General features: G+C 29.0%; 22 protein-coding genes. 4 read left to right on the plus strand and 18 right to left on the minus strand.

Translation table 11 applies throughout. The features are described 5' to 3' along the window. Genes AVANS14531_RS02260 through rarD form a run of 3 tightly spaced genes read right to left on the minus strand, consistent with a single transcriptional unit; the run spans position 1 to position 1,787 of the window. Positions 1-483, minus strand: a complete 483-nt coding sequence (locus tag AVANS14531_RS02260) for a hypothetical protein (RefSeq protein ID WP_336611172.1) — start codon at positions 481-483, stop codon at positions 1-3. A 1-nt stretch (position 484) separates the two neighbouring features. Further along, on the minus strand, positions 485-928 hold the full coding sequence (locus AVANS14531_RS02265; protein WP_336611173.1) for a hypothetical protein: 444 nt from the start codon (positions 926-928) through the stop codon (positions 485-487). After that, positions 921-1,787 carry an EamA family transporter RarD gene (rarD, locus tag AVANS14531_RS02270; protein ID WP_336611174.1) on the minus strand — a complete coding sequence of 289 codons (867 nt, stop codon included), beginning with the start codon at positions 1,785-1,787 and terminating at the stop codon, positions 921-923. Before rarD ends, AVANS14531_RS02265 begins: the two co-directional genes overlap by 8 nt. 71 nt (positions 1,788-1,858) lie before the next feature. Between rarD and AVANS14531_RS02275 the strand changes: the two genes are divergently transcribed. Together AVANS14531_RS02275 and AVANS14531_RS02280 are read left to right on the plus strand one after the other, a co-directional pair. Beyond that, positions 1,859-3,193: a class II 3-deoxy-7-phosphoheptulonate synthase gene (locus tag AVANS14531_RS02275; protein WP_239818152.1), complete on the plus strand. Its 1,335-nt coding sequence runs from the start codon at positions 1,859-1,861 to the stop codon at positions 3,191-3,193. Then, the gene (locus tag AVANS14531_RS02280; RefSeq protein WP_336611175.1) at positions 3,190-3,786 is read left to right on the plus strand and encodes a shikimate kinase; all 597 of its coding nucleotides are present in this window, start codon (positions 3,190-3,192) and stop codon (positions 3,784-3,786) included. The genes AVANS14531_RS02275 and AVANS14531_RS02280 overlap by 4 nt, the downstream gene beginning before the upstream one ends. On the opposite strand, the gene traF is transcribed toward AVANS14531_RS02280, so the two are convergent. The 7 genes from traF to AVANS14531_RS02315 form a co-directional block, all read right to left on the minus strand. Continuing rightward, entirely contained in the window at positions 3,774-5,198 is a 1,425-nt protein-coding gene (gene traF / locus AVANS14531_RS02285) for a conjugal transfer protein TraF (protein ID WP_336611238.1), read from the minus strand. The genes AVANS14531_RS02280 and traF overlap by 13 nt on opposite strands. 9 nt (positions 5,199-5,207) lie before the next feature. After that, positions 5,208-5,468, minus strand: a complete 261-nt coding sequence (locus AVANS14531_RS02290; protein WP_336611176.1) for a hypothetical protein — start codon at positions 5,466-5,468, stop codon at positions 5,208-5,210. Positions 5,469-5,540: 72 nt separating this feature from the next. After that, positions 5,541-6,983: an aldehyde dehydrogenase gene (aldA, locus tag AVANS14531_RS02295; RefSeq protein ID WP_336611177.1), complete on the minus strand. Its 1,443-nt coding sequence runs from the start codon at positions 6,981-6,983 to the stop codon at positions 5,541-5,543. Positions 6,984-7,143: 160 nt separating this feature from the next. Continuing rightward, positions 7,144-8,784, minus strand: a complete 1,641-nt coding sequence (pgi, locus tag AVANS14531_RS02300) for a glucose-6-phosphate isomerase (RefSeq protein ID WP_336611178.1) — start codon at positions 8,782-8,784, stop codon at positions 7,144-7,146. Then, a complete protein-coding gene (locus AVANS14531_RS02305) occupies positions 8,774-9,754 on the minus strand; it encodes a glucokinase (protein ID WP_442862388.1) in 981 nt (326 codons plus the stop codon). Before AVANS14531_RS02305 ends, pgi begins: the two co-directional genes overlap by 11 nt. Continuing rightward, complete coding sequence (pgl, locus tag AVANS14531_RS02310; RefSeq protein WP_336611179.1) at positions 9,735-10,406, minus strand: 6-phosphogluconolactonase; 672 nt, start codon at positions 10,404-10,406, stop codon at positions 9,735-9,737. The genes AVANS14531_RS02305 and pgl overlap by 20 nt, the downstream gene beginning before the upstream one ends. Continuing rightward, positions 10,403-11,698, minus strand: coding sequence for a glucose-6-phosphate dehydrogenase (locus tag AVANS14531_RS02315; RefSeq protein WP_336611180.1), 1,296 nt, complete (start codon positions 11,696-11,698; stop codon positions 10,403-10,405). The genes pgl and AVANS14531_RS02315 overlap by 4 nt, the downstream gene beginning before the upstream one ends. 111 nt (positions 11,699-11,809) lie before the next feature. Here AVANS14531_RS02315 and edd point away from each other — a divergent pair, with 111 nt between their 5' ends. Together edd and AVANS14531_RS02325 are read left to right on the plus strand one after the other, a co-directional pair. Next, the gene (gene edd, locus AVANS14531_RS02320) at positions 11,810-13,606 is read left to right on the plus strand and encodes a phosphogluconate dehydratase (RefSeq protein WP_336611181.1); all 1,797 of its coding nucleotides are present in this window, start codon (positions 11,810-11,812) and stop codon (positions 13,604-13,606) included. A gap of 10 nt (positions 13,607-13,616) precedes the next feature. Beyond that, complete coding sequence (locus AVANS14531_RS02325) at positions 13,617-14,237, plus strand: bifunctional 4-hydroxy-2-oxoglutarate aldolase/2-dehydro-3-deoxy-phosphogluconate aldolase (protein ID WP_336611182.1); 621 nt, start codon at positions 13,617-13,619, stop codon at positions 14,235-14,237. Between the two features lie 8 nt (positions 14,238-14,245). Here AVANS14531_RS02325 and AVANS14531_RS02330 read toward each other — a convergent pair whose 3' ends face one another. The 8 genes from AVANS14531_RS02330 to trxB all read right to left on the minus strand — a co-directional run bounded on the left by AVANS14531_RS02330 (position 14,246) and on the right by trxB (position 19,907). Then, on the minus strand, positions 14,246-14,932 hold the full coding sequence (locus AVANS14531_RS02330; RefSeq protein ID WP_336611183.1) for a DUF3137 domain-containing protein: 687 nt from the start codon (positions 14,930-14,932) through the stop codon (positions 14,246-14,248). A 2-nt stretch (positions 14,933-14,934) separates the two neighbouring features. Continuing rightward, the gene (locus AVANS14531_RS02335; protein ID WP_336611184.1) at positions 14,935-15,648 is read right to left on the minus strand and encodes a DUF3137 domain-containing protein; all 714 of its coding nucleotides are present in this window, start codon (positions 15,646-15,648) and stop codon (positions 14,935-14,937) included. After that, positions 15,641-16,204 carry a LemA family protein gene (locus AVANS14531_RS02340; protein ID WP_336611185.1) on the minus strand — a complete coding sequence of 188 codons (564 nt, stop codon included), beginning with the start codon at positions 16,202-16,204 and terminating at the stop codon, positions 15,641-15,643. The genes AVANS14531_RS02335 and AVANS14531_RS02340 overlap by 8 nt, the downstream gene beginning before the upstream one ends. Positions 16,205-16,290: 86 nt before the next feature. Further along, a complete protein-coding gene (locus AVANS14531_RS02345) occupies positions 16,291-17,166 on the minus strand; it encodes a hypothetical protein (RefSeq protein ID WP_336611186.1) in 876 nt (291 codons plus the stop codon). Continuing rightward, complete coding sequence (locus AVANS14531_RS02350) at positions 17,163-18,119, minus strand: hypothetical protein (protein ID WP_336611187.1); 957 nt, start codon at positions 18,117-18,119, stop codon at positions 17,163-17,165. Before AVANS14531_RS02350 ends, AVANS14531_RS02345 begins: the two co-directional genes overlap by 4 nt. Further along, positions 18,116-18,703, minus strand: coding sequence for a hypothetical protein (locus tag AVANS14531_RS02355; RefSeq protein ID WP_336611188.1), 588 nt, complete (start codon positions 18,701-18,703; stop codon positions 18,116-18,118). Before AVANS14531_RS02355 ends, AVANS14531_RS02350 begins: the two co-directional genes overlap by 4 nt. Positions 18,704-18,744: 41 nt before the next feature. Next, the gene (locus tag AVANS14531_RS02360; RefSeq protein WP_239818136.1) at positions 18,745-18,978 is read right to left on the minus strand and encodes a hypothetical protein; all 234 of its coding nucleotides are present in this window, start codon (positions 18,976-18,978) and stop codon (positions 18,745-18,747) included. Continuing rightward, positions 18,975-19,907 (minus strand): thioredoxin-disulfide reductase, encoded by a 933-nt coding sequence (trxB, locus tag AVANS14531_RS02365; RefSeq protein WP_336611189.1) that lies wholly within the window; start codon positions 19,905-19,907, stop codon positions 18,975-18,977. The genes AVANS14531_RS02360 and trxB overlap by 4 nt, the downstream gene beginning before the upstream one ends. Between the last annotated feature and the right edge of the window lie 13 nt (positions 19,908-19,920).

Below are 19,920 nucleotides of genomic sequence, written 5' to 3' on the forward strand. Positions count from 1 at the left end.
TTAACCCCTTTTTACTAGATTTTCTAAAATATATTGCTCTAATTTTGTTTTTGGAATGTTTTGTTCTTTTGCTTTTGTATAAATTTCTACTAAAACTAAATTATATTTATCGTATTCAAAGTGTGGTAAGTGAAGTTGCCAAGCTGCTTTTATTTGTTTTAGGCTTGCTATTTTTCTAGTATAAATTTTAAAAATATCAAAGCATATAAAAATAGCTGAAGTTACAAAAACAGCACTTAAAATACTAAAGTGAAAATCAATTTTTTCAAATAAAAAATGAGTTGCTAATGTAAGCGGAGCAAGAACAATAAAACAAAAAATAAAATATATAAAATAAGTATTAAAATGATTAAACTTAAAATGAAGCTTAGCAGGGTCAATTAGCATTCCCTCATTATAAAGTAAATTAGCTTCTACTAAATCTAAAAACTTAACAGGTTCATTTGAAAATTTAAAAAGCTTATTTATTAATAATTCTTTCATTTTAATCCTTAAAAATTTCATTATATTTTGCAGCTGAGAGTTCAAAAAATTCTTTAGCTTTTTCTTCGCCTAAAGATTTTTTAACACATTCTTCAAATTCTGGTAAAAGATTTAATAATTTATCTTTTAATTCATCGCTAGCTAAGGTTTTAATATTATTTAAGACTGAAATTAAAGCTAAGGCTTTTTGCTTATCACTTTCAGGCATTAAATTTGCGTATTTATTAAAGATTTCTTCTAAACTTTCGCAAAGCAAGGCACATTTTTCATTTTCGTTATTAATTAAACTAAGCACTTCTTCTTTTGTAAAATTAGGAGTTTTTACTTCTTCCTTTCTTACAAAATCTCCATGTTTATCAAGCTCGGCTAAAACTTTTTTTAAAATTGCTGCAAAAATAGCAACCACTATAATAGTGCCTATTATATAAAGTCCATATTCATCCATTTTTCAACCCTTTTTTAAAAACATTATCATAAATGCTTAAAGCAACTGCAATAAAAATTATAATAAATGATATTAATTTATCTTGATTTATTGGCTCATTGTATAAAAAAATAGCAACTAAAAAAGAAATTATCGGGCAAATATATTGCATATATGAAAGCAAGGTTAGGCTTAGTTTTTGCGTTGCATAATTAAATCCTAACATAGGTAGTAAAGTTACAAGCCCACTAAGAGCTAATAATAATCCTAAATAATCAATATCAAAATGAGCTAAAGTTCTTGGAATATAAAATAAATATATTAAAGCAAAAGGAGCTATTAATAAAGTTTCAAGAAAAAAGCCATAAATACTACTAACATATACTTTTTTACGAATTATGGTATAAAAATTAACAAGCAAAGCTAAAGTAATTGAAAGTATTGGCAAACTTCCTAAAGTAAATACTTCATGCAAACAAGAATACAAAACCAAAACAATACTAATTACTCCTAATTTACTCATTTTTTCTTTTAAAAATACTCTAGCAAATAATATCCCAAACAAAGGGCTAATAAAATAACCCAAAGAAGTTTCCAAAATCAAATTCTTTTGAATCATATAAATATAAAGACCCCAATCTCCACTAATTAAAGCACCGCAAAGAAATAGATTAAAAGCCATTTTTAAAGATTTTAATTCACTTAAAGCTTTTTTAAATTGCCCTATAATTATTAAAAATACAGCTAGAAAAATAACAGACCAAATAATCCTATGTGACATTACAACAAAAGCATCAAGAGTATCAAGTTGTTTATAAAAAATAGGAACTAATCCCCAAAAAGTAAAAACAATAAAAGCTACAAAAAATCCATAATTCATTAAAATTGTTCCTTAAAATGTAAAACTTATCTCATATAATCATAGTTTATCAAAATAAAAAAGGAGAAACAATGACTTGGTCGCTAGATTCATACAAAAATTATAAAGCACTTCAGCAACCTGTTTATGAAAATAAAGAAGAATTAGAAAATGTGGTAAATGAATTAAAATCATATCCACCTTTAATTTTTGCAATGGAAGCAAATGAGCTAAAAAACGAATTAGCAGCAGTTTGCAGGGGGGAAGCATTTTTACTTCAAGGTGGAGATTGTGCTGAGAGTTTTAGCGATTTTAGTGCAAACAATATTAGAGATTTGTTTAAACTTTTTTTACAAATGGCTTTGGTTTTACAATTTGGTGGGTCAAAAAAGGTAGTAAAAATCGCTCGTATGGCAGGACAATTTGCAAAGCCTAGAAGCTCTGATTTTGAGAATAAAGACGGAATAAGTTTGCCTAGCTATCGTGGAGATATTATAAACGATTGTGCATTTTGTGAAAGTGCAAGAAAACCAAAAGCAAAAAAAATGCTAAAAGCATATATGCAAAGTTCTGCAACACTTAACCTACTTCGTGCATTTAGCGTAGGTGGACTTGCTGATTTAGCTCAAGTTCATAAGTGGAATTTAGGCTTCGTAAGACGTGCTGATATTGATGATAAATACGCTGAACTTACGCAAAGACTAACTCAAGCGCTTGATTTTTTTAAAGCTTGTGGAATTACTAGCTTAAATGATTCAAGATTACATGAAACAAAGATTTATACAAGCCATGAAGCATTGCTTTTACCTTATGAAGAAGCACTTACAAGGATTGATAGCTTAAGCGGTGCTTATTATGATTGTTCGGCTCATATGCTTTGGATTGGCGAAAGAACTCGTGGGCTTGATGATGCTCATGTTCATTTTTTAAGTGGAGTAAAAAATCCAATAGGCGTAAAAATAGGACCAAATGCAAGTGCTAGCGATATACTTGCACTTGCTGATAAGCTAAATCCGCAAGATGAAGCAGGAAGACTAAATATAATTATTAGAATGGGTGCAAGTAAGATTAAAAACCTTGAAAATATCTTTAAAGAACTTAGTAAAGAGCAAAGAAATATAGTTTATAGTATAGACCCAATGCACGGAAATACTCAAAGTATAAATGGCTATAAGACTAGAAAATTTGATGATATTTTAGATGAAGTAAAGGCGTTTTGGCATATTGCAAGAGCAAATAATATAAATCCTGGTGGCGTTCATTTTGAAATGACAGGGCAAAATGTTACCGAATGCTTAGGCGGTAGCGTTGGAGTTAGCGAAAGTGATTTAGCAAGACGCTATGAAACTCAGTGCGATCCTAGATTAAACGCTGATCAAGCGCTTGAACTTGCATTTTTAATAGCTGAATTAATGAAGCAAAAATGAAAAACATTGTTCTAATAGGTTTTATGGGCTGTGGCAAAAGCACAACAGCAAGAAGATTAAGTAAAATTATTAAAAAAGAAGTAGTTGATACTGATTATGTAATAAAACAAAGAACAGGGCTTGAGATTAAAGAAATCTTTGCTAAATATGGCGAAGAATATTTTAGGAATTTAGAACAGGAATTAAGAGATGAATTAGCCACTAAAAGTGATTTAATCATCTCTTGCGGTGGGGGTTTTGCTAATTTAGAGGATTTAAGAAAAATGGGTTTTGTAGTGTTTTTAGACCTTAGTTTTTATAAAATCGCAAATAGGCTAAAAAACGATACAAAACGCCCATTATTTGATGAAAAGGCAAAATTACTTTACGATAAAAGAATGCCACTTTATAACAACGCTTGTGATATAAAGGTAAATATTTTAAATCTAAAAGCAAGAGAACTTGCTAAGATTTTAGAGATTTTTTTAGGCACAAATATCACAAACGATGTTAGAAAGGCTTTCATAAAGCCAAATGCAAATCGTAAAGCAAAGCCTATTAAAAAAGATAAATTTAAACTAAATCCTAAAATTAAAATAAATTACCAACTATAACTAAAAGCTAGTCTTAAATCAAAATAATTAGGAATTTGGCTAGATACTTTACATACGTCTTTATCGCACTTGCTTGATTTTAAGCCACTTGCAAGTGCTAAATCAAATACATTAAATAAATTAAATCTTATCATTAAACCTTCATCTTGTTTAAGATCATAAGCAAATCCACCCCTTAAATTAAAACTATCATTAAAATTATATTTGATACCGCCGCCTAAAAGTTGAGATTTTGGCTTTCTAGTTGATAAAGTATTATTAGAAGTTAAATCACTATCAAAAGCAAAAGTATATTTATCATACATATAAGCAAAGCCTAATCTTATCTGATGATTTAATCTTATATATTCATTATTATGAAATTTTATCTTAGGTGTATTTATATTTTTAATCACTAAACCTGTGCTAAAATCTTCATAACTATATAAAATACCAAAATCAAGCCCTATTGTATTTATAGCGTTGTTTAAATCTTTTCTTATTTCACTTGAGTTTATTCCATTAATATCAAGTTCTATGCCTTTATTTATAGAATAAGCTTTAATATTCATATATTTAAAACTAGCCCCAACACTTAATTCTCCAAAAGGCAATGCAAAACTATTAGCATAAGCAATAGGCACTTCTGTTATCATTAAAGTTGTTGCTTTTAAAGGATTTTTCACCCCTTTTTGCAAGGCTGAATTATTTAAATACTCACTCTCACTAACGCTACTAGCATATAATTTATCACCTATTTTAAATAGCTTTAAATAAACAAACTGATCTTTATCTTTTACTTTAATAATCAAACTGCTCTTATTAGAATTAAGACCTGCATAAGTATTAATATGAATACCATTAAACACGCCTAAAGATAAAGCACTATTAGAGCTTAAACTTTGATTATAAGTAATTGCACTCATAATATTTGCATTTATTTCATGATCATAAACAGCGTTATAGATTAAATCTAAATCATTTGTTGTATTGTTATCTAAAAATGTTTTTAAATCTATATTTCCTATACTTAATAATAATTCATCTAAACTAGCATTACCATCTTTTGATGCTTTAATAACTTCTAAAACATTAGAAGTATCATAATCATTTATAATATTTTCTAATAAAGTTTTATCAACGCCTAAATTATTTAATTCATTACTAGTATTATTTGTAGAAATTAATAATTCTTGTCTTATTAAATCATTTAGACCTTTATCTTGTAATAATTTATCTTGAATGCTTGTTATTGTATCATCAAAAGAATTTGAATTATGATTTTTCTCATCATTAAAGGCATTTGCTAAAAGGTTTAAATCTTCGTTATTGCTATTTAAATTTCTTGCTATAAAATCATCAATAACGCAATCAATATTTCCAAATTTATCATTGCTAGCTCTAGTAGTAGAGATTGTAAAAATATTCTTAATTTTACTAACTCAATTTTTTATATTTTTATTTGTATCTTTGCTTATATTTGATAATTCTAATAAATTCTTTTGATAAAAATTAGCACCAAAAGTAAAATTTATACCATTTTTCGTATAAATAATACTAGATGGATTATAATATAAAGCATAATCATTGTTTTTTAATGCAACCCCTGTATAACCCATACTAATAGAATCATTACCAAGGCCTATAAATTCCAAAGCCAAAGCATTAGCGCAAATTAAACTAAATAAAGTGATTTTTTTCATAATGATCCTTGTTTTTATACATAAAAAACAAATCATATTTATAATTTTTTAGGGGCATTAAGCCCCTTTATATTAGCCGTTAAACTTAGTGTTATAGTCAAGATAAACAACATGAGTTGCAAGGTATTCATAAAGTCCGTGCTTACCATCAGCACCACCTATACCACTCTTTCTAAATCCTGCGTGAAATCCTTGCATAGCTTCAAAGTTTTCACGATTAATATAAGTTTCACCAAACTTAATCTCGCGGCAAGCTCTCATCGCCGTGTTTAGATTTTCTGTATAAATACTACTTGTAAGACCGTATTCACAATCATTTGCCATATCAATCGCTTCATCTAAAGTATCAAAACTTGTTACTGGTAAAATCGGAGCAAAGATTTCTTTTTGCATGATATCACTTTTGTGGTCTGCATTACTTAAAAGTGTTGCAGGATAGAAGTATCCACTTGTATCAGTTATCTTGCCACCAACTTCAAGTTTAGCACCTTGCTCTAATGCACGTTTTAGCATTGCATCAGCATTTTTAACCCCTGCTTCATTAACAAGTGGTCCCATATCAAAATTACCTTTTGCAGTATTTCCAAATGTAATTTTGCTAAATTCTTCTGCCATTTTGTTAATAAACTCATCATATCTTGATTTATGCACATATACGCGTTCTGCACAATTGCAAACTTGTCCGTTATTGCAAATTCTACTTGCTTTAATTGCAGGAATTACTAAGTCCATATTTGCATCTTTACATACGATTGCAGGTGCTTTTCCACCAAGCTCAAGATTTACTTTTATAACATTTTTTGCAGCTGCTTGCATAACTCTAACTCCTGCTTCAACGCTACCTGTTACGCTTACCATTCCTATAAGTGGGTTTGAGCTAAGCTCATCGCCTACTTCACTACCTTTTCCGCTAACAAGTGAGAAAACTCCTTTAGGAACACCTGCTTCATGAGCAAGTTTTGCAAACTCAAATGCGTTATTTGGAGTTTCGCTACTTGGCTTAATTACTATTGTATTTCCTGTAACAAACGCAGGTGCAAGCTTTCTAACAATTAAGAAAAATGGGAAGTTCCAAGGTAAAATCCCTGTTGTAACACCGATTGCAGTTCTAAATAAGAAAATATTTTCGTTCGCTCTATCGCTTTGAATGATTTCGCCTTCATAAGTTCTAGCAAATCCTGCCATATAGTCTAAATAATCAGCTGCAAAATCAATCTCAACCTCAGCTAAACCTCTAACTTTTCCTTGTTCTTCTTGTAAAATATCAGCTAGTTTTACCCTATCACGGCGAATTAGCTGAGCTATTTTTTTAAGATATCCTGCACGCTCTATAGCTGGAAGTGCCTCCCATTCTTTACCTGCTCTTTTTGCAGCTTCTAGCGCTCTTTTAGCATCTTCTCTTGTGCCTAGTGGATATTCGCTAACTTGCTCTTTTGTAGCAGGGTTATATACAGGTGCCATTTCTCTTTTTTCACTAATAAACTCACCATCAATATACATTTGATAACTTTTCATCATGTCTCCTTTAAAAAATAATTTTGAAACATCTTATCAAGGTTTATTAATGATTTTTGTATATTCAAAAAATTTTATAGATTTTTTACGAGAATGTGAAAAATTGTAACAAATGCAAAAGAATTTGAAATAGGAATTTCAAAATGAAATTCCTAAAACCTTAAGCTTTTTGATTGAAATCTTTGTATAATTTAATTAAATTTGTAGTTGAGCTATCGTGTTCGTGACTTATATCACTTCTTAATTCTTCTAAAATTGTCTTAGCTAAAGTCTTGCCTAATTCAACGCCAAATTGATCAAAGCTATTTATCCCCCAAACCACACCTTGAACGAAGATTTTATGCTCATAAAGTGCAATTAAACTTCCTAAATTTCTAGGGCTAATTCTTTCTAATAAAATCGTATTGCTAGGGCGATTTCCTGAAAACTCTTTATGTGGGATAAGCTTTTCTATCTCGCTATCACTTAGATTGCTTTGTTTTAATTCAGCTCTTACTTCTTCTTTAGTTTTACCTTTCATAAAGGCTTCAGCTTGAGCGAATACATTACTAATTAATATTTCATGATGTTCTGGCATATCATGTGGCTTTTCTAAACTTACAATTAAATCAATAGGACTTATGTGAGTTCCTTGATGAAGAAGTTGAAAGAATGCGTGCTGAGCGTTTATTCCTGTTTCGCCCCAAATAATAGGAGATGTTTCATAATTAATTAATTCTCCATCTTTACTAACTTGCTTTCCGTTACTTTCCATATCAAGCTGTTGAATAAATCTTGGAAAATGCTTTAAATACTCATCATAAGGAGCGATTATATGTGAGCCACCACCATAAAAATTAATATACCAAATACCTATTAAGGCCAAAATCACAGGCAAGTTTTTAGAATACTCAGCCGAGCTAAAGTGTGAATCCATTAAATATGCACCTTCTAGCATTTGCCAAAAATGCTCTTTACCTAGATAAATCATAATAGGAAGACCAATTGCTGACCATAAACTATAACGCCCACCTACCCAGTTCCAAAACTCAAACATATTATTACTATCTATGCCGAATTCTTCAACTGCCTTTTTATTAGTTGAAACTGCTACGAAATGCTTAGCTACAAAGCGTTTATTAACCGCATGATTTAAAAACCACTCTCTTGCTGTTAAAGCATTTGTTAAAGTTTCTTGAGTTACAAATGTTTTTGACGCTATTATAAAAAGCGTAGTTTCAGGATGAACGCTATCTAATACATTTTGTAATTTTGAGCCATCTACGTTTGAAACGAAGTGCATTTTTAGTCTTGGATGTGCGTATTTTTTCAAAGCATCACAAGCCATTAATGGTCCTAAATCAGAACCACCAATTCCAATATTTACAATATCGGTTATTACTTGATTTGTATAGCCTAACCACTCACCTGACCTTACTGCATGTGAAAATTTTTCCATTTTATTTAGCACTGCATTTACATCATCCATTATGTTTTCGTTATCTACATAAATAGGAGTGTTTATACGATTTCTAAGAGCAATATGTAAAGCTGCTCTATTTTCTGTGGTATTAATCTTTTTACCACTAAACATATCTTTGATATTTTGCTCTAAATTAGCTTCTTTTGCTAAGTCAATTAAAGTATTTAAAATCTCATCATCTATTCTATTTTTAGAATAATCAACCTTAATTCCACCAACTTCTAAAAAGTATTTATTAGCCCTATTGCTATCTTTTGCAAATAGTTCTTTCATGTGAGTATCTTTTGAATTATTATATAAACTCCATAATTTCTCAAAACTTTTTAATTTACTTAACATTTTTATCCTTTAAATGATTTTCTAAAGCCACACTCGCTCCATTTATCCCAGGGTAATTTGATAAAACTACAAAAACAGGAATAGCTGCTAAATAGCTATCAAATCTACCTTTATTCTCAAATCTTGCTCTAAATGATGAATGTTTAAAATATTCTAAAATCTTTGGAATTATTCCACCACAAATATAAACACCACCCCTAGCACCTAAGGTTAATGCTAGATTTGATGCAATTGTTCCTAACATTGCACAAAATATATCAAGGCTTAATCTACATAAAGCTGATTTTTCACTCAATGCAAGTTCGCTAATCTTACTTGCACTTAGAGTTTCGTTTATGCCTTCTTTGTGTGCTAGAGCTTCATAGATTAATTCAAGTCCCATTCCACTAAGCAATCTTTCAGCTGAAACATGACCGAATTTATTTTTTGCATAATGCCAAATCATTGATTCTATCTCATCAAAAGGAGCAAAGCTAACATGCCCACCTTCGCCTGAAAGTGCAATATAGCCATTTTTACTAGGTATTAATCCACTAACACCCAAACCTGTGCCTGGTCCTAAAACTGCTTTAGGAGAATTTTCTTCTATAAAAGAGCCACCAACTTGCACTAATTCATCATCTTTTAATTTTGTAATAGCAAGTGCTTGAGCTGTAAAGTCGTTTAATACTAATAAAGTTTCAAGTTTAAGCGCTAATCTTGTAGTGCTAATTGAAAAAGCCCAATGATTGTTTGTCATTTGAATATAATCACTCGTAACTGGATTTGCCATAGCAAATGCAGCGTGTTTAATTTCAAGATTTTTATCCTTTAAATAAGCTTTTACTGCATCTACAATTGTCTCATAATCTTTGCATTGTAAAACTTCAATATTTTTTATAATTCCTAATTCAAATTCTATGGCAAATCTAGCGTTTGTCCCACCAATATCAGCTAATAATCTTGGATATTCATTTTGCATAATAGACATCTAAATTTCCTTTTGAATTAATTACAAAACTTATAGGGTATTTTTTGTTTTGCTCTTTACAAGCATTTAAAAATACTTGATATTTTTCATCGCCACTTATGTTTAAAAATATTCTTTTTGCTTTTAAAATACTTTCTAAACTAAGGCTAATTCTATCATAATTTGAAGTTTTTACTATGTGATAAGCTGTATTTGTATCGCTTAATAATTCATCTAAATTAGTTGCTGTTGGAAATATTGAAGCAGTATGAGCGTCAGTTCCCATTCCTAAAATCAAAATATCAGGAGTTTTATAAATACTATTTGCATAGCTTTTTAAGGCATCAAAATCATTTATTAATTCATCTTTTATACAAGTAATAAAATTTGCCTTACTTGCATCATTTTGTAATAAATATTCTTTAACTAGATTTGTATTACTATCATTATGATTTGTAGGAACTATCCTTTCATCTACTAAAAATATATTTACCTTACTCCATTCTAATTTTTCACGACTAAGCTTAGCAAATAAATCCTTTGGGCTCTTGCCACCTGATACATACAAATTAACTTCGCCTTTATTATTAATACATTCATTTAGCGAAAAAACTAATTCTTTATATAAAGCAACTTCGCTTATGTTTTTGTCATTAAAAGTAAATAATCTCATAATTTAAACTCACAATCTTTAAAATTTATACCATTTGTATATGCAGGGTATTCTTGCATATTAAAGTCTTTATCATCAATTACGCTTTGAACCCATTTCCAAGCACTCTCAAGCTCTTCTTTTTCATTAAATGAACTTAAATCCTTATTGATTACATTTAGTATTAATCTCTCATAAGGTGGCATTTTTTCAATATCGCTAAATCCTATTTCAAATTCCTTGTAATTATCATTAATATTAAGCAATAATTTCATTTTAGGATTTGGTTGGATTTCTATATATAAATAGCCGTTATTTTTAAAATTAATCGTAAAATACACCCTATTTTCAGCCATTCTCTTACCAGTTCTAAGATAAATCGGCACACCTTTATAATTTTCTTGATTTGAGCTTGTTTTAATAGCTACGAAAGTTTCAGTCAAGCTATCTTTTGCTACATTTAATTCATCTTTATAGCTTAGGCTATCTTCGTTTTTAATATATTGAGCTTTTATAACATCTCTTTTATTTATTTTTTCTAAAGAGTTAAAAAAATCTAGCTTTGCCTTTCTAATATTTGTAGAATTAACATCTATCATAAATAAAGCCAACATTTGTAGCATATGGTTTTGCAACATATCTCTTAAAGCACCACAGCTATCATAAAATTCTCCACGACTTTCAACCCCAAGTCTTTCTAATACGCTAAGCTCAATACTTTTTACATAATCTTTATTTAAAAAGGCATTAATATGTGGATTATTTTTTCTAAATTCTAATAATTCTTTAACCATATTTTTACCAAGATAATGATCAATTCTATAAATCTGCTCTTCTTTATAGTATTTTGCTACGCTTTCATTAATTGCTCTACATTCATCAAGGCTCATTCCTAAAGGCTTTTCAAGAACTATTCTAACATTTGCTTCATTCATATTAAGCTCGCTTAGATTTTTACAACAAGTGATAAAAAACTCAGGCGAAATAGAAAAATATATAACATTATCAACGCCATTTCTTAGGCACATTTTAAGCTTTTTAAAATCATCAATGCTATTAATATCAACGCTTTCATAAGTGATTTTTTCTAAAAAGCTGTTCCATTTAGTAACATCTTTTAAGTGTATTTTTGATTTATCATTTAATTTTTGCTTAAATTCATCTAAGCTTAATTTACTTCTGCCTGTTGCAATGATTTTAAAATCTTCGTGAAGTAAGTCGTTTAAAAACGCATCATAAAGTGAAGGAAAAATCTTCCTTAAAGCTAAATCCCCAGTAGCTCCAAACAATAAAAAATCAAAATTAATCTTCATAAAGTTTCCTAAAAATTAAATTATTTTTGTAAATATACAAAAAAGGATTTAACATTAATAATGTTTATTTATCTATAATAAATCAAATATTTTAAATAGAAAAGAGTTTTTATGGCAAATGCAAAATTATTAGAAATTACCGAAAAAATAATAAAAAGAAGCGAAAAATCAAGAAAAGATTATTTAGACTTAATAGAAAATGCAAATTCTAAAATAAATCGCAGCAAACTTGGCTGTGCAAACCTAGCTCACGCTTATGCTGCAATACCTGAGAGTGTAAGAGAGAAATTAAACAACGCAAATAGCACTCATTTAGCGATAATTTCAAGTTATAACGATGTTTTATCAGCTCATGAACCTTATAAAGATTATCCTTTAAGTATAAAACAAGCTTGTATTAAAGAAGGCGTTAGCGTTCAAGTTGCAAGCTGTACTCCTTCAATGTGTGATGGTATCACTCAAGGTTATGACGGAATGCAACTTAGCTTATTTTCTCGTGATGTAATCGCAATGAGCACAGCAATTGGACTATCTCATAATATTTTTGATGGTGCATTTTACTTAGGAGTTTGTGATAAGATTGTTCCTGGACTTTTAATGGGAGCGCTTAGATTTGGACAATTACCTGCTATGTTTATTCCAAGTGGTCCTATGCCAACAGGAATTAGCAATGCTGATAAAAGTATTGCTAGAGAAAAATACGCTCAAGGTTTAATTAGCAAAGAAGAATTATTAAATACTGAGATGAAAATGTATCATAGCTCAGGCACTTGCACATTTTATGGAACGGCTAATTCAAATCAAGTTATGATTGAATTACTTGGACTTCATATGCCAAACTCAGCCTTTATAAATCCTAATACAAAACTAAGAGAAAAATTATTAACTTATAGTGCAAAGCATTTTGCAAAAGGTGTAAAAGATAAAAGCATTTTACCAATAGGAAAAATGATAGATGAAAAAAGTATAGTAAATGCTATCGTTGGACTTATGGCAACAGGAGGTTCAACTAATCATACCTTACATTTAATAGCTATTGCAAAAGCTGCAGGAATTATAATTAACTGGGATGATTTTAATGATATTTCAAATATTACTCCACTTTTAGCTAAAGTTTATCCAAACGGCAAGGCTGATATAAATGACTTTTATGAAGCAGGTGGCTTATCATTTGTAATAAATGAATTATTAAATAATGGCTTATTACACGATGATGTAAATACAGTAGCTGGATTTGGGCTTAGCAATTACACAAAAGATCCTATCTTAAAAAATGATGAAATTACTTATGAAAAATGTCTTGAAAAAAGCAGAAATGCTGAGATAATTACAACTTATGATAAGCCATTTAGTGCTACTGGTGGGCTAAAAGTTTTAAGTGGAAATATAGGTCGCTCGGTAATTAAAGTAAGTGCAGTAAGCGATGATAATTTATATATAAAAGAAAGAGCGATTGTATTTAATGACCAACTTGAATTAATGACGGCTTACGAAAAAGGTGAGTTAAATAAAAACTTCATAGCAGTTGTAAAATATCAAGGCCCTAAGGCAAATGGTATGCCAGAACTTCATAAACTAATACCACCTTTAGGAGTATTAATGTCTAAAGGATACAAGGTTGCATTAATTACTGATGGAAGAATGAGTGGAGCAAGTGGAAAAGTACCTGCTGCAATTCATACAAGTCCTGAAGCATTGCTTGATGGAAATATTGCTAAGATTAAAGATGGGGATTTAATAGAATTTGATGCAATCAATGGCACTTTAAATGTATTAGAAGATGATTTTTTAACTAGAAATATAAATCATATTGATTTAAGTGCAAATGAATTAGGTAGTGGTAGAGAGCTTTTTAAAGCTTTAAGAAATAATTGTTTAAGCGCCGAAGAAGGCGGAGTAAGTTTTTAAGGAGAAAAAGATGAATGCAAGAGAAATTTTAAAAGTAAATCCAGTAATTCCTGTAATTGCTATTGATGATATAAATGATGCTTTGCCTTTAGCAAATGCTTTAGTTTCAGGCGGTGTAAGAGTGCTTGAGATAACTCTAAGAACTAATGCAGGACTTAAGGCAATTGAGCTAATTAGCAAAGAAATTCCTGAAGCAATTGTTGGGGCTGGAACGGTGATTAATGCTAAGCAATATAAAGATGTTGTAAATGCTGGTGCAAAGTTTGCAATAAGTCCAGGAATAAATGAAAAATTACTAAGAGAAATTGATTATAAAATACCTTTAATAGCAGGTATTGCAAGTCCTGGAGAGCTAATGCTTGGGCTTGAATATGGTCTTGATACATTTAAGCTTTTTCCTGCTAGTGTTGTTGGTGGTGTGCCTATGCTAAAGGCTATTTATGGACCATTTAGCGATGTTAGATTTTGCCCTACTGGTGGAATTAGCGAAAGCAATGCTAAAGAATATTTATCACAGCCAAATGTGTTTTGTGTTGGGGGTTCTTGGCTTGCACCAAAAGAGCTTATAAAAGCTAAAAAATGGGATGAAATTAGCCAAATAGCAAGAAATTCATTAGAGCTTAGAGCTTGAGAATTTAGCTAATTGCTAAATTCTTGAATAAGTCTAATTCCTAATTCAAATTCCTTGCTGATTTCTTTGCTAAATCTAAAATCGTGCAAGTATAAAAAGAGTGAATTGTCTTCATAAATTAGGCTTATTTTTTTGTTTAACTCTTTTGCGATTTGGCTTATCTTTTCAAGTTTTTTAGGTGTAAAATACTCATATATTTTAATTTTATCTTCACAATACACTTGAAAATATTTATTAAAATCCGTGTTGTCTAGTTTGCATAAGCCGTAATTTTTATCTAATTTTTTAAAAATATTGCTTGAGTGTATAGTAAAAGGCTTTTTATTAACATTATCTTTTTTAAATAAAACGCCGTTAAAAAGCTTTATTTTATTCTTTTCTTCTTTTTTGCTAATACTAAGCTTTGTAATACTTAAATCATCTTTAAAATAGACATAATCAACTCTTAAATCATCATAATTTATATGCTTTATTTTTATATTTTTGCTTAATTTATCAAAGCTATTTGAGATAAAAAATGGCTCAATAATATTTTTATGATTAATATAAGATATTAAAAACGATGTAATAATTATAGTTAGTATCCCAACAAACAAAATAGCAACATTTTCATAATTTTTAAAAATGTAAAAACCTGCATATAAAACAACTAAAATAACCCCGATTATTCTTAAAATATTTAAAATACTTATCATTTTTACTCGCTAAATTCTTGTATTATTTTTAATAAACTAACATATTCTTTTTTAATATTTGATGTAAAGAAAAAATTATGGATATAAATCTCAAAATAATCTTTACTATAAATTATGCTAAATTTTTTATTAATATTACTTGCAGCTTTTACAATATTTGCTAATTTTTTAGGGGTAAAAAACTTAAAATCGTTTATCAAATCATTTGAATATACGCTAAATTTCTTATTAAATTCTATATTATCACTAGCAAATGATTTTTCAAAAAATACCCACTCATCTTGATATAAAGACATAAGCCTTTTGCTTGCAAATATTCTAAAATTATGCTTTATTTTTCTATTAACTCTTACATAAACACCAAAAAACAAAACATCAAGATAAGAAAAATTATAAAAAGGTTCTAAATCTTTAAACTCATAAAAGCAAAGCCCTAAAATATCAATATCATTATTTTGATAAGAATAAAAAATCTTAGCTTTTGAAGGATTAATTAAGGAATTTTTATATGAATCTTTATTATGAATTATTTTAAAATTTTTATAAAAAAATGGTATTACATAAGCATAAAAATTAAAGCCTAAAACAAATAAAATTACTAAAAACCACGCTATAAACAAATATATTAAAATGCTAATTTCATTAAAATCATTTAAAAACTTATAAAATTCATAGCCTATTAAAGCTATGAAAAATAAGCTAATGATTTTAATCATTAAACAAATCTTTTACATTTGGATTAATTTTAGCTTGTTCGCTTGCTTCGTAAAACTCAGCCTTTTTAAAATTAAACATATTTGCAATTATTATCGTTGGAAAACTCTCACAAGCACTATTATAAGCATTCACAGAAGAATTATAAGCTCTTCTAGCTGCACTAATTTGCTCTTCACATTCTCTTAAAGCATTTTGAAGATTTAAAAAATTCTCACTAGCTTTAAGCTCAGGATAATTTTCTACTTTAACATTAAGACTTTTTAAAGCTTGGCTTAATTCATTGTTTATATTAAATTTTAAAGCTTTATCATTTATATTTAATGCGTTTTCTCTAAGTCTTGTGATATTTTCTAAGGTTTGGCTTTCGTGTTTTAAATATTCTTTTAAAGACGCTACTAAATTAGGGATTAAATCATATCTTTGATTTAGCAAAACCTCAACACTTGAATAAATGCTTCTTACATCATTTCTTTTAGAAATTAATGAATTGTATGTGCTAATTCCTAAAACTAAAATCAAAACAACTAAAGCTAAAACTACATAAATTACTTCCATAAAAACTCCTTTTTTTAGCTAATTATACAAAGATAAGCCCTAATAAAGAATTTAAAATAGGAATTTGAATTTCCTATTTTAAATTCCTAAAACTCAATTCTAATTGTCTTTACCTTGCCGTTAAATTTATAATCATCTTTATTTAAAGAATTAACTCTATTAAGCTCTTCACAAGCTTGATCTAAGCCATTTTTACAAGCGATTTTATAATAATCTTTCATATCTTCTAAACTACCATCAAAATCAAAGTGCAAAAACTGCTCTACCATTTTAGCCTTTTGCATACAAATATCACTATCAATCTCACAAGCTTTTAGGTTATAAATTTTATATTTTCCATTGTATTTATCAGCGTTTAAATCTGCATATTTTAAACACGCATTTGCGTTCTTTTCATCACAAAGTTTAGTTAAAACCTGCTCATTTTCACTGCCTTTTTCTAATGCTTTTTGGCAATTATTTGTCTTTAGGCATTCTTCTTCAGCTGCTTTTAACTCACCTGCTTTAAGCTTTTTATATTCATACTCTACGCAAGATTCATAATCACCCGCATCGCAAGCTTTTTTAATATACTTTAAATTATCCCTAAAATTATTTGCCACAAAAATACAAGCCTTTATAAAATCAAGCTCGCAGGCTTTTTCGAGATTTTTTTTCATAGTTCCTCTTGCAATATTTCTATAATTCATCACATATTCAAAGCAAACATTAGGATAATCATCACATAATTTATCTTTTAGTTTTTCAACTTTATTATCATCTTCATTTTTAGTAATCATTGTAAAATTATTTGCACAAGCTTTTTTGTAATTATAATCATTTGTATTTAAACAAAATTCTATCTTGCTAGGTGCTTTTGAAATCTCATCTAAACACGATATTAAATCACCACTTTTACACTCATAATCGCTATTTGCATAGACAAAAACTAGCAAGAATACAATCAATAAAAGCTTTTTCATAACAACTCCTTTTCATAAATTGGCATTAAATAAGTTTTTGATAATTCCTTGCATAAATTCTCATCATGTTTGCAAGTAAAATCAATTAGCTTTTTTACTTTTACGTAATTATTGCTTTTATATTCAAGCATACAAGCGTCTTTGCAAAAATTTATATTATCATTAAAACACAGATTTTCATAAACTGGCGAATATTTAAGATAAAATTCCTTACTAATATCATTAGCCAACATATAATCCTTACAAGCTTTTAGATTATTTATAGAGCATTCTTCATCTTGTGGTTTATCATAATCTTTAGCTAGTTTTTCGTATTTTTTCATGGCTTTATAATCTTTTTTATCACTGCTAAGCTTTGCTAAATATTTACAAGCAAGGCTAATTTTGTTCATACAAGCAAAATCTAAATATTTATATTTTTTAGCTTCGTTTTTCTCTTTTAGGGCTAATTCTAAGCATAAGCTAGGATTTTTCTCACACATCAAATCATCATCTAATCTATATTTATACTGCACGAAAACATAGCAAAAATCATCGTTTTTATGATATTCATTTTTGCATTTTTGCTCTAAAAAATTATAAAAATATTTTTTATCTTTATCGCTTTCGTTTTTCATAGCGTGCAAAATATCAAAGCAGCCATATCTATCTAAGCAATCTAGCTCTAATGTCTTGTAATAAAGGCTTTTATCTTTTAACTGAGAGTTTTCATAAAGCGTTTTTATATACTTGCAATACTTATGTTTTTTCTCCTTGCAAGCATTTAAATACAATTCATTTAGCTTATCAGCCTCATCTTCACTAAGTGATAAATATATCTCATTTACTCCGGCACATACATCACTAAAATTAGCTAAAAAATCATATTCTTTAAGGTATTTTGAGTAAAGCTCTTGACATATTTCATTAGCATTTAAGCTAAAAAACACTAAAAATATTAATAATTTTTTCATTTTTCAACCTTTTTAAATATACAAAAATTCTCTTCTAGCAAACACGCCTTTTTATATAAATCATCTGCAAAAATCTTTAAATCATCTATATTTAAAGCCAGTGTAAAACAAGCCTTAGAATTATCATCTAAACAAAGATTATAAAGCTTTTCATATTTTTCATTTGTTTTTACAAAATATTTTAGATTTTTGTGCTTTATGCTTTGCTTTTTAAGATAATCGCAGGTGTATTTTTTAGCGTCTTTACAATATCTTGCAAGTCTTTCGTAATCTATCGCTTCATCATCAAATGAAGCCACGCAATCAAAATCATTGCCGTATTCACACGATAATTTATTATAAAACCTACTTTTGTTTATATCTAAAATATAAATATCAGCAAGCTTATTACAAGCCTTTGCATAGGCTAATTCGCACGATTTTTCTAAATACATTTTACCATCAAAATACTTTAATCCTAGTTCATAACAAGCTTTTACATCGTTGTTTTTGCAAGCAATTTTAAGATTTTGTAATTCTTGATTTTTTGCCAAAATATCATCAGCTAAGAGAAATTTATTTATAAAAAATATAATATATCTCATAAAAATCCTCAGTGGAATTTGAAATAGGAATTTAAAAATTCCTATTGTATGTAATGTAAAGAGTTTTTAAGCTTTTTTAATCTTTCTAAGTCTTTGTGCTTTAATATAAGCAAAGCTTCAATTACTTGAACATATAAGGCTCTTAATTCTACTAATTCATCTTGATTTAGGGTATTTAGCCAGCCGCTTGAAATCTTTTCTTCAAGCTCACTAGCTAAATTGCTAAATTCATCAAAATCATTATTTACTAATGCTAATTTAATTTTAGTAATCAATGTTTGCTCTCTAAATATGAAATTACGCTTAATGCAGCGTTTGCTCCATCAGCTGCAGCACACACAACTTGTCTTGGTGCATCAACTCTTAAATCACCAGCAGCAAAAAGCCCTTCAACACTTGTTCTCATTCTTAAATCAACCTTTACAGCATCTCCTACCATTTCACATAAATATGAGCCATCAGTTTGCTTTAGTACTTCATTTCTTACATCAAGTCCAACGAATGTAAATATTCCAGGAACTGCTAAATCTTTTTTACTTCCATCATTAAATACGATTTTTACTCCTGTAACACCAGCATTATCGCCTACAACTTCTTCTACTTTAGCATTTAAAATAAACTCAATTTTTTCATTTTTCTTAGCTCTTTCAACGGTTGATGGAGCTGCACGAAAGCCTTCTCTTCTATGGATTAAATATACTTTAGAGCATAGGTTTGCTAAATAAAGTGCTTCTTCAAGTGCTGTATCGCCACCACCTAAAACTGCTACTTCTTTTTTTCTATAAAACGCACCATCGCAAGTTGCACATGTGCTTACTCCACGACCAAAAAATTCATTTTCACCTTTAAATCCTGCTTTTTTAGGAGCTGCACCTGTGCAAACTATAACAGCTTTTGCATCTTCGCTTGAATTATCGCTAAAAATAATTTTAAAATTTTCGCCATTTTTTTCAACTCTAATTACTTCTTTTTGCTCAATTTTAAGACCAAATCTAGTGCTTTGCTCAGTCCAAGGCATCATAAAGCTAATTCCATCCATTACGGTAGCAACCCCTGGATAATTCTCCATTTCACTTGAGCTTGTAATTTGTCCACCTGGCATAAATTTTTCATACATTACTACATTTTTAAGCCCACCACGAGTAGCATAAAGCCCTGCACTAAGACCTGCTGGACCTCCACCTATAATTGCTAAATCTAACATAAAATTCTCCTAA

The organism is Campylobacter sp. Cr9, from assembly GCF_020138295.1.
In the GTDB taxonomy this organism is placed as follows: Bacteria; Campylobacterota; Campylobacteria; order Campylobacterales; family Campylobacteraceae; genus Campylobacter_E.

Bases quoted from the DNA above. Each gene is read 5' to 3' on its own strand.
- AVANS14531_RS02305 (WP_442862388.1), bottom strand. From the start codon at position 9,754: ATGTCTATTATGCAAAATGAATATCCAAGATTATTAGCTGATATTGGT.
- AVANS14531_RS02345 (WP_336611186.1), bottom strand. From the start codon at position 17,166: ATGAAAAAGCTTTTATTGATTGTATTCTTGCTAGTTTTTGTCTATGCA.
- AVANS14531_RS02355 (WP_336611188.1), bottom strand. From the start codon at position 18,703: ATGAGATATATTATATTTTTTATAAATAAATTTCTCTTAGCTGATGAT.
- AVANS14531_RS02315 (WP_336611180.1), bottom strand. From the start codon at position 11,698: ATGAAGATTAATTTTGATTTTTTATTGTTTGGAGCTACTGGGGATTTA.
- pgl (WP_336611179.1), bottom strand. From the start codon at position 10,406: ATGAGATTATTTACTTTTAATGACAAAAACATAAGCGAAGTTGCTTTA.
- aldA (WP_336611177.1), bottom strand. From the start codon at position 6,983: ATGAAAAGTTATCAAATGTATATTGATGGTGAGTTTATTAGTGAAAAA.
- AVANS14531_RS02290 (WP_336611176.1), bottom strand. From the start codon at position 5,468: ATGAAAAAAATCACTTTATTTAGTTTAATTTGCGCTAATGCTTTGGCT.
- AVANS14531_RS02260 (WP_336611172.1), bottom strand. From the start codon at position 483: ATGAAAGAATTATTAATAAATAAGCTTTTTAAATTTTCAAATGAACCT.
- AVANS14531_RS02325 (WP_336611182.1), top strand. From the start codon at position 13,617: ATGAATGCAAGAGAAATTTTAAAAGTAAATCCAGTAATTCCTGTAATT.
- AVANS14531_RS02275 (WP_239818152.1), top strand. From the start codon at position 1,859: ATGACTTGGTCGCTAGATTCATACAAAAATTATAAAGCACTTCAGCAA.
- AVANS14531_RS02350 (WP_336611187.1), bottom strand. From the start codon at position 18,119: ATGAAAAAATTATTAATATTTTTAGTGTTTTTTAGCTTAAATGCTAAT.
- rarD (WP_336611174.1), bottom strand. From the start codon at position 1,787: ATGAATTATGGATTTTTTGTAGCTTTTATTGTTTTTACTTTTTGGGGA.
- AVANS14531_RS02265 (WP_336611173.1), bottom strand. From the start codon at position 928: ATGGATGAATATGGACTTTATATAATAGGCACTATTATAGTGGTTGCT.
- AVANS14531_RS02330 (WP_336611183.1), bottom strand. From the start codon at position 14,932: ATGATAAGTATTTTAAATATTTTAAGAATAATCGGGGTTATTTTAGTT.
- AVANS14531_RS02340 (WP_336611185.1), bottom strand. From the start codon at position 16,204: ATGGAAGTAATTTATGTAGTTTTAGCTTTAGTTGTTTTGATTTTAGTT.
- AVANS14531_RS02335 (WP_336611184.1), bottom strand. From the start codon at position 15,648: ATGATTAAAATCATTAGCTTATTTTTCATAGCTTTAATAGGCTATGAA.
- trxB (WP_336611189.1), bottom strand. From the start codon at position 19,907: ATGTTAGATTTAGCAATTATAGGTGGAGGTCCAGCAGGTCTTAGTGCA.
- pgi (WP_336611178.1), bottom strand. From the start codon at position 8,784: ATGTTAAGTAAATTAAAAAGTTTTGAGAAATTATGGAGTTTATATAAT.
- edd (WP_336611181.1), top strand. From the start codon at position 11,810: ATGGCAAATGCAAAATTATTAGAAATTACCGAAAAAATAATAAAAAGA.
- AVANS14531_RS02280 (WP_336611175.1), top strand. From the start codon at position 3,190: ATGAAAAACATTGTTCTAATAGGTTTTATGGGCTGTGGCAAAAGCACA.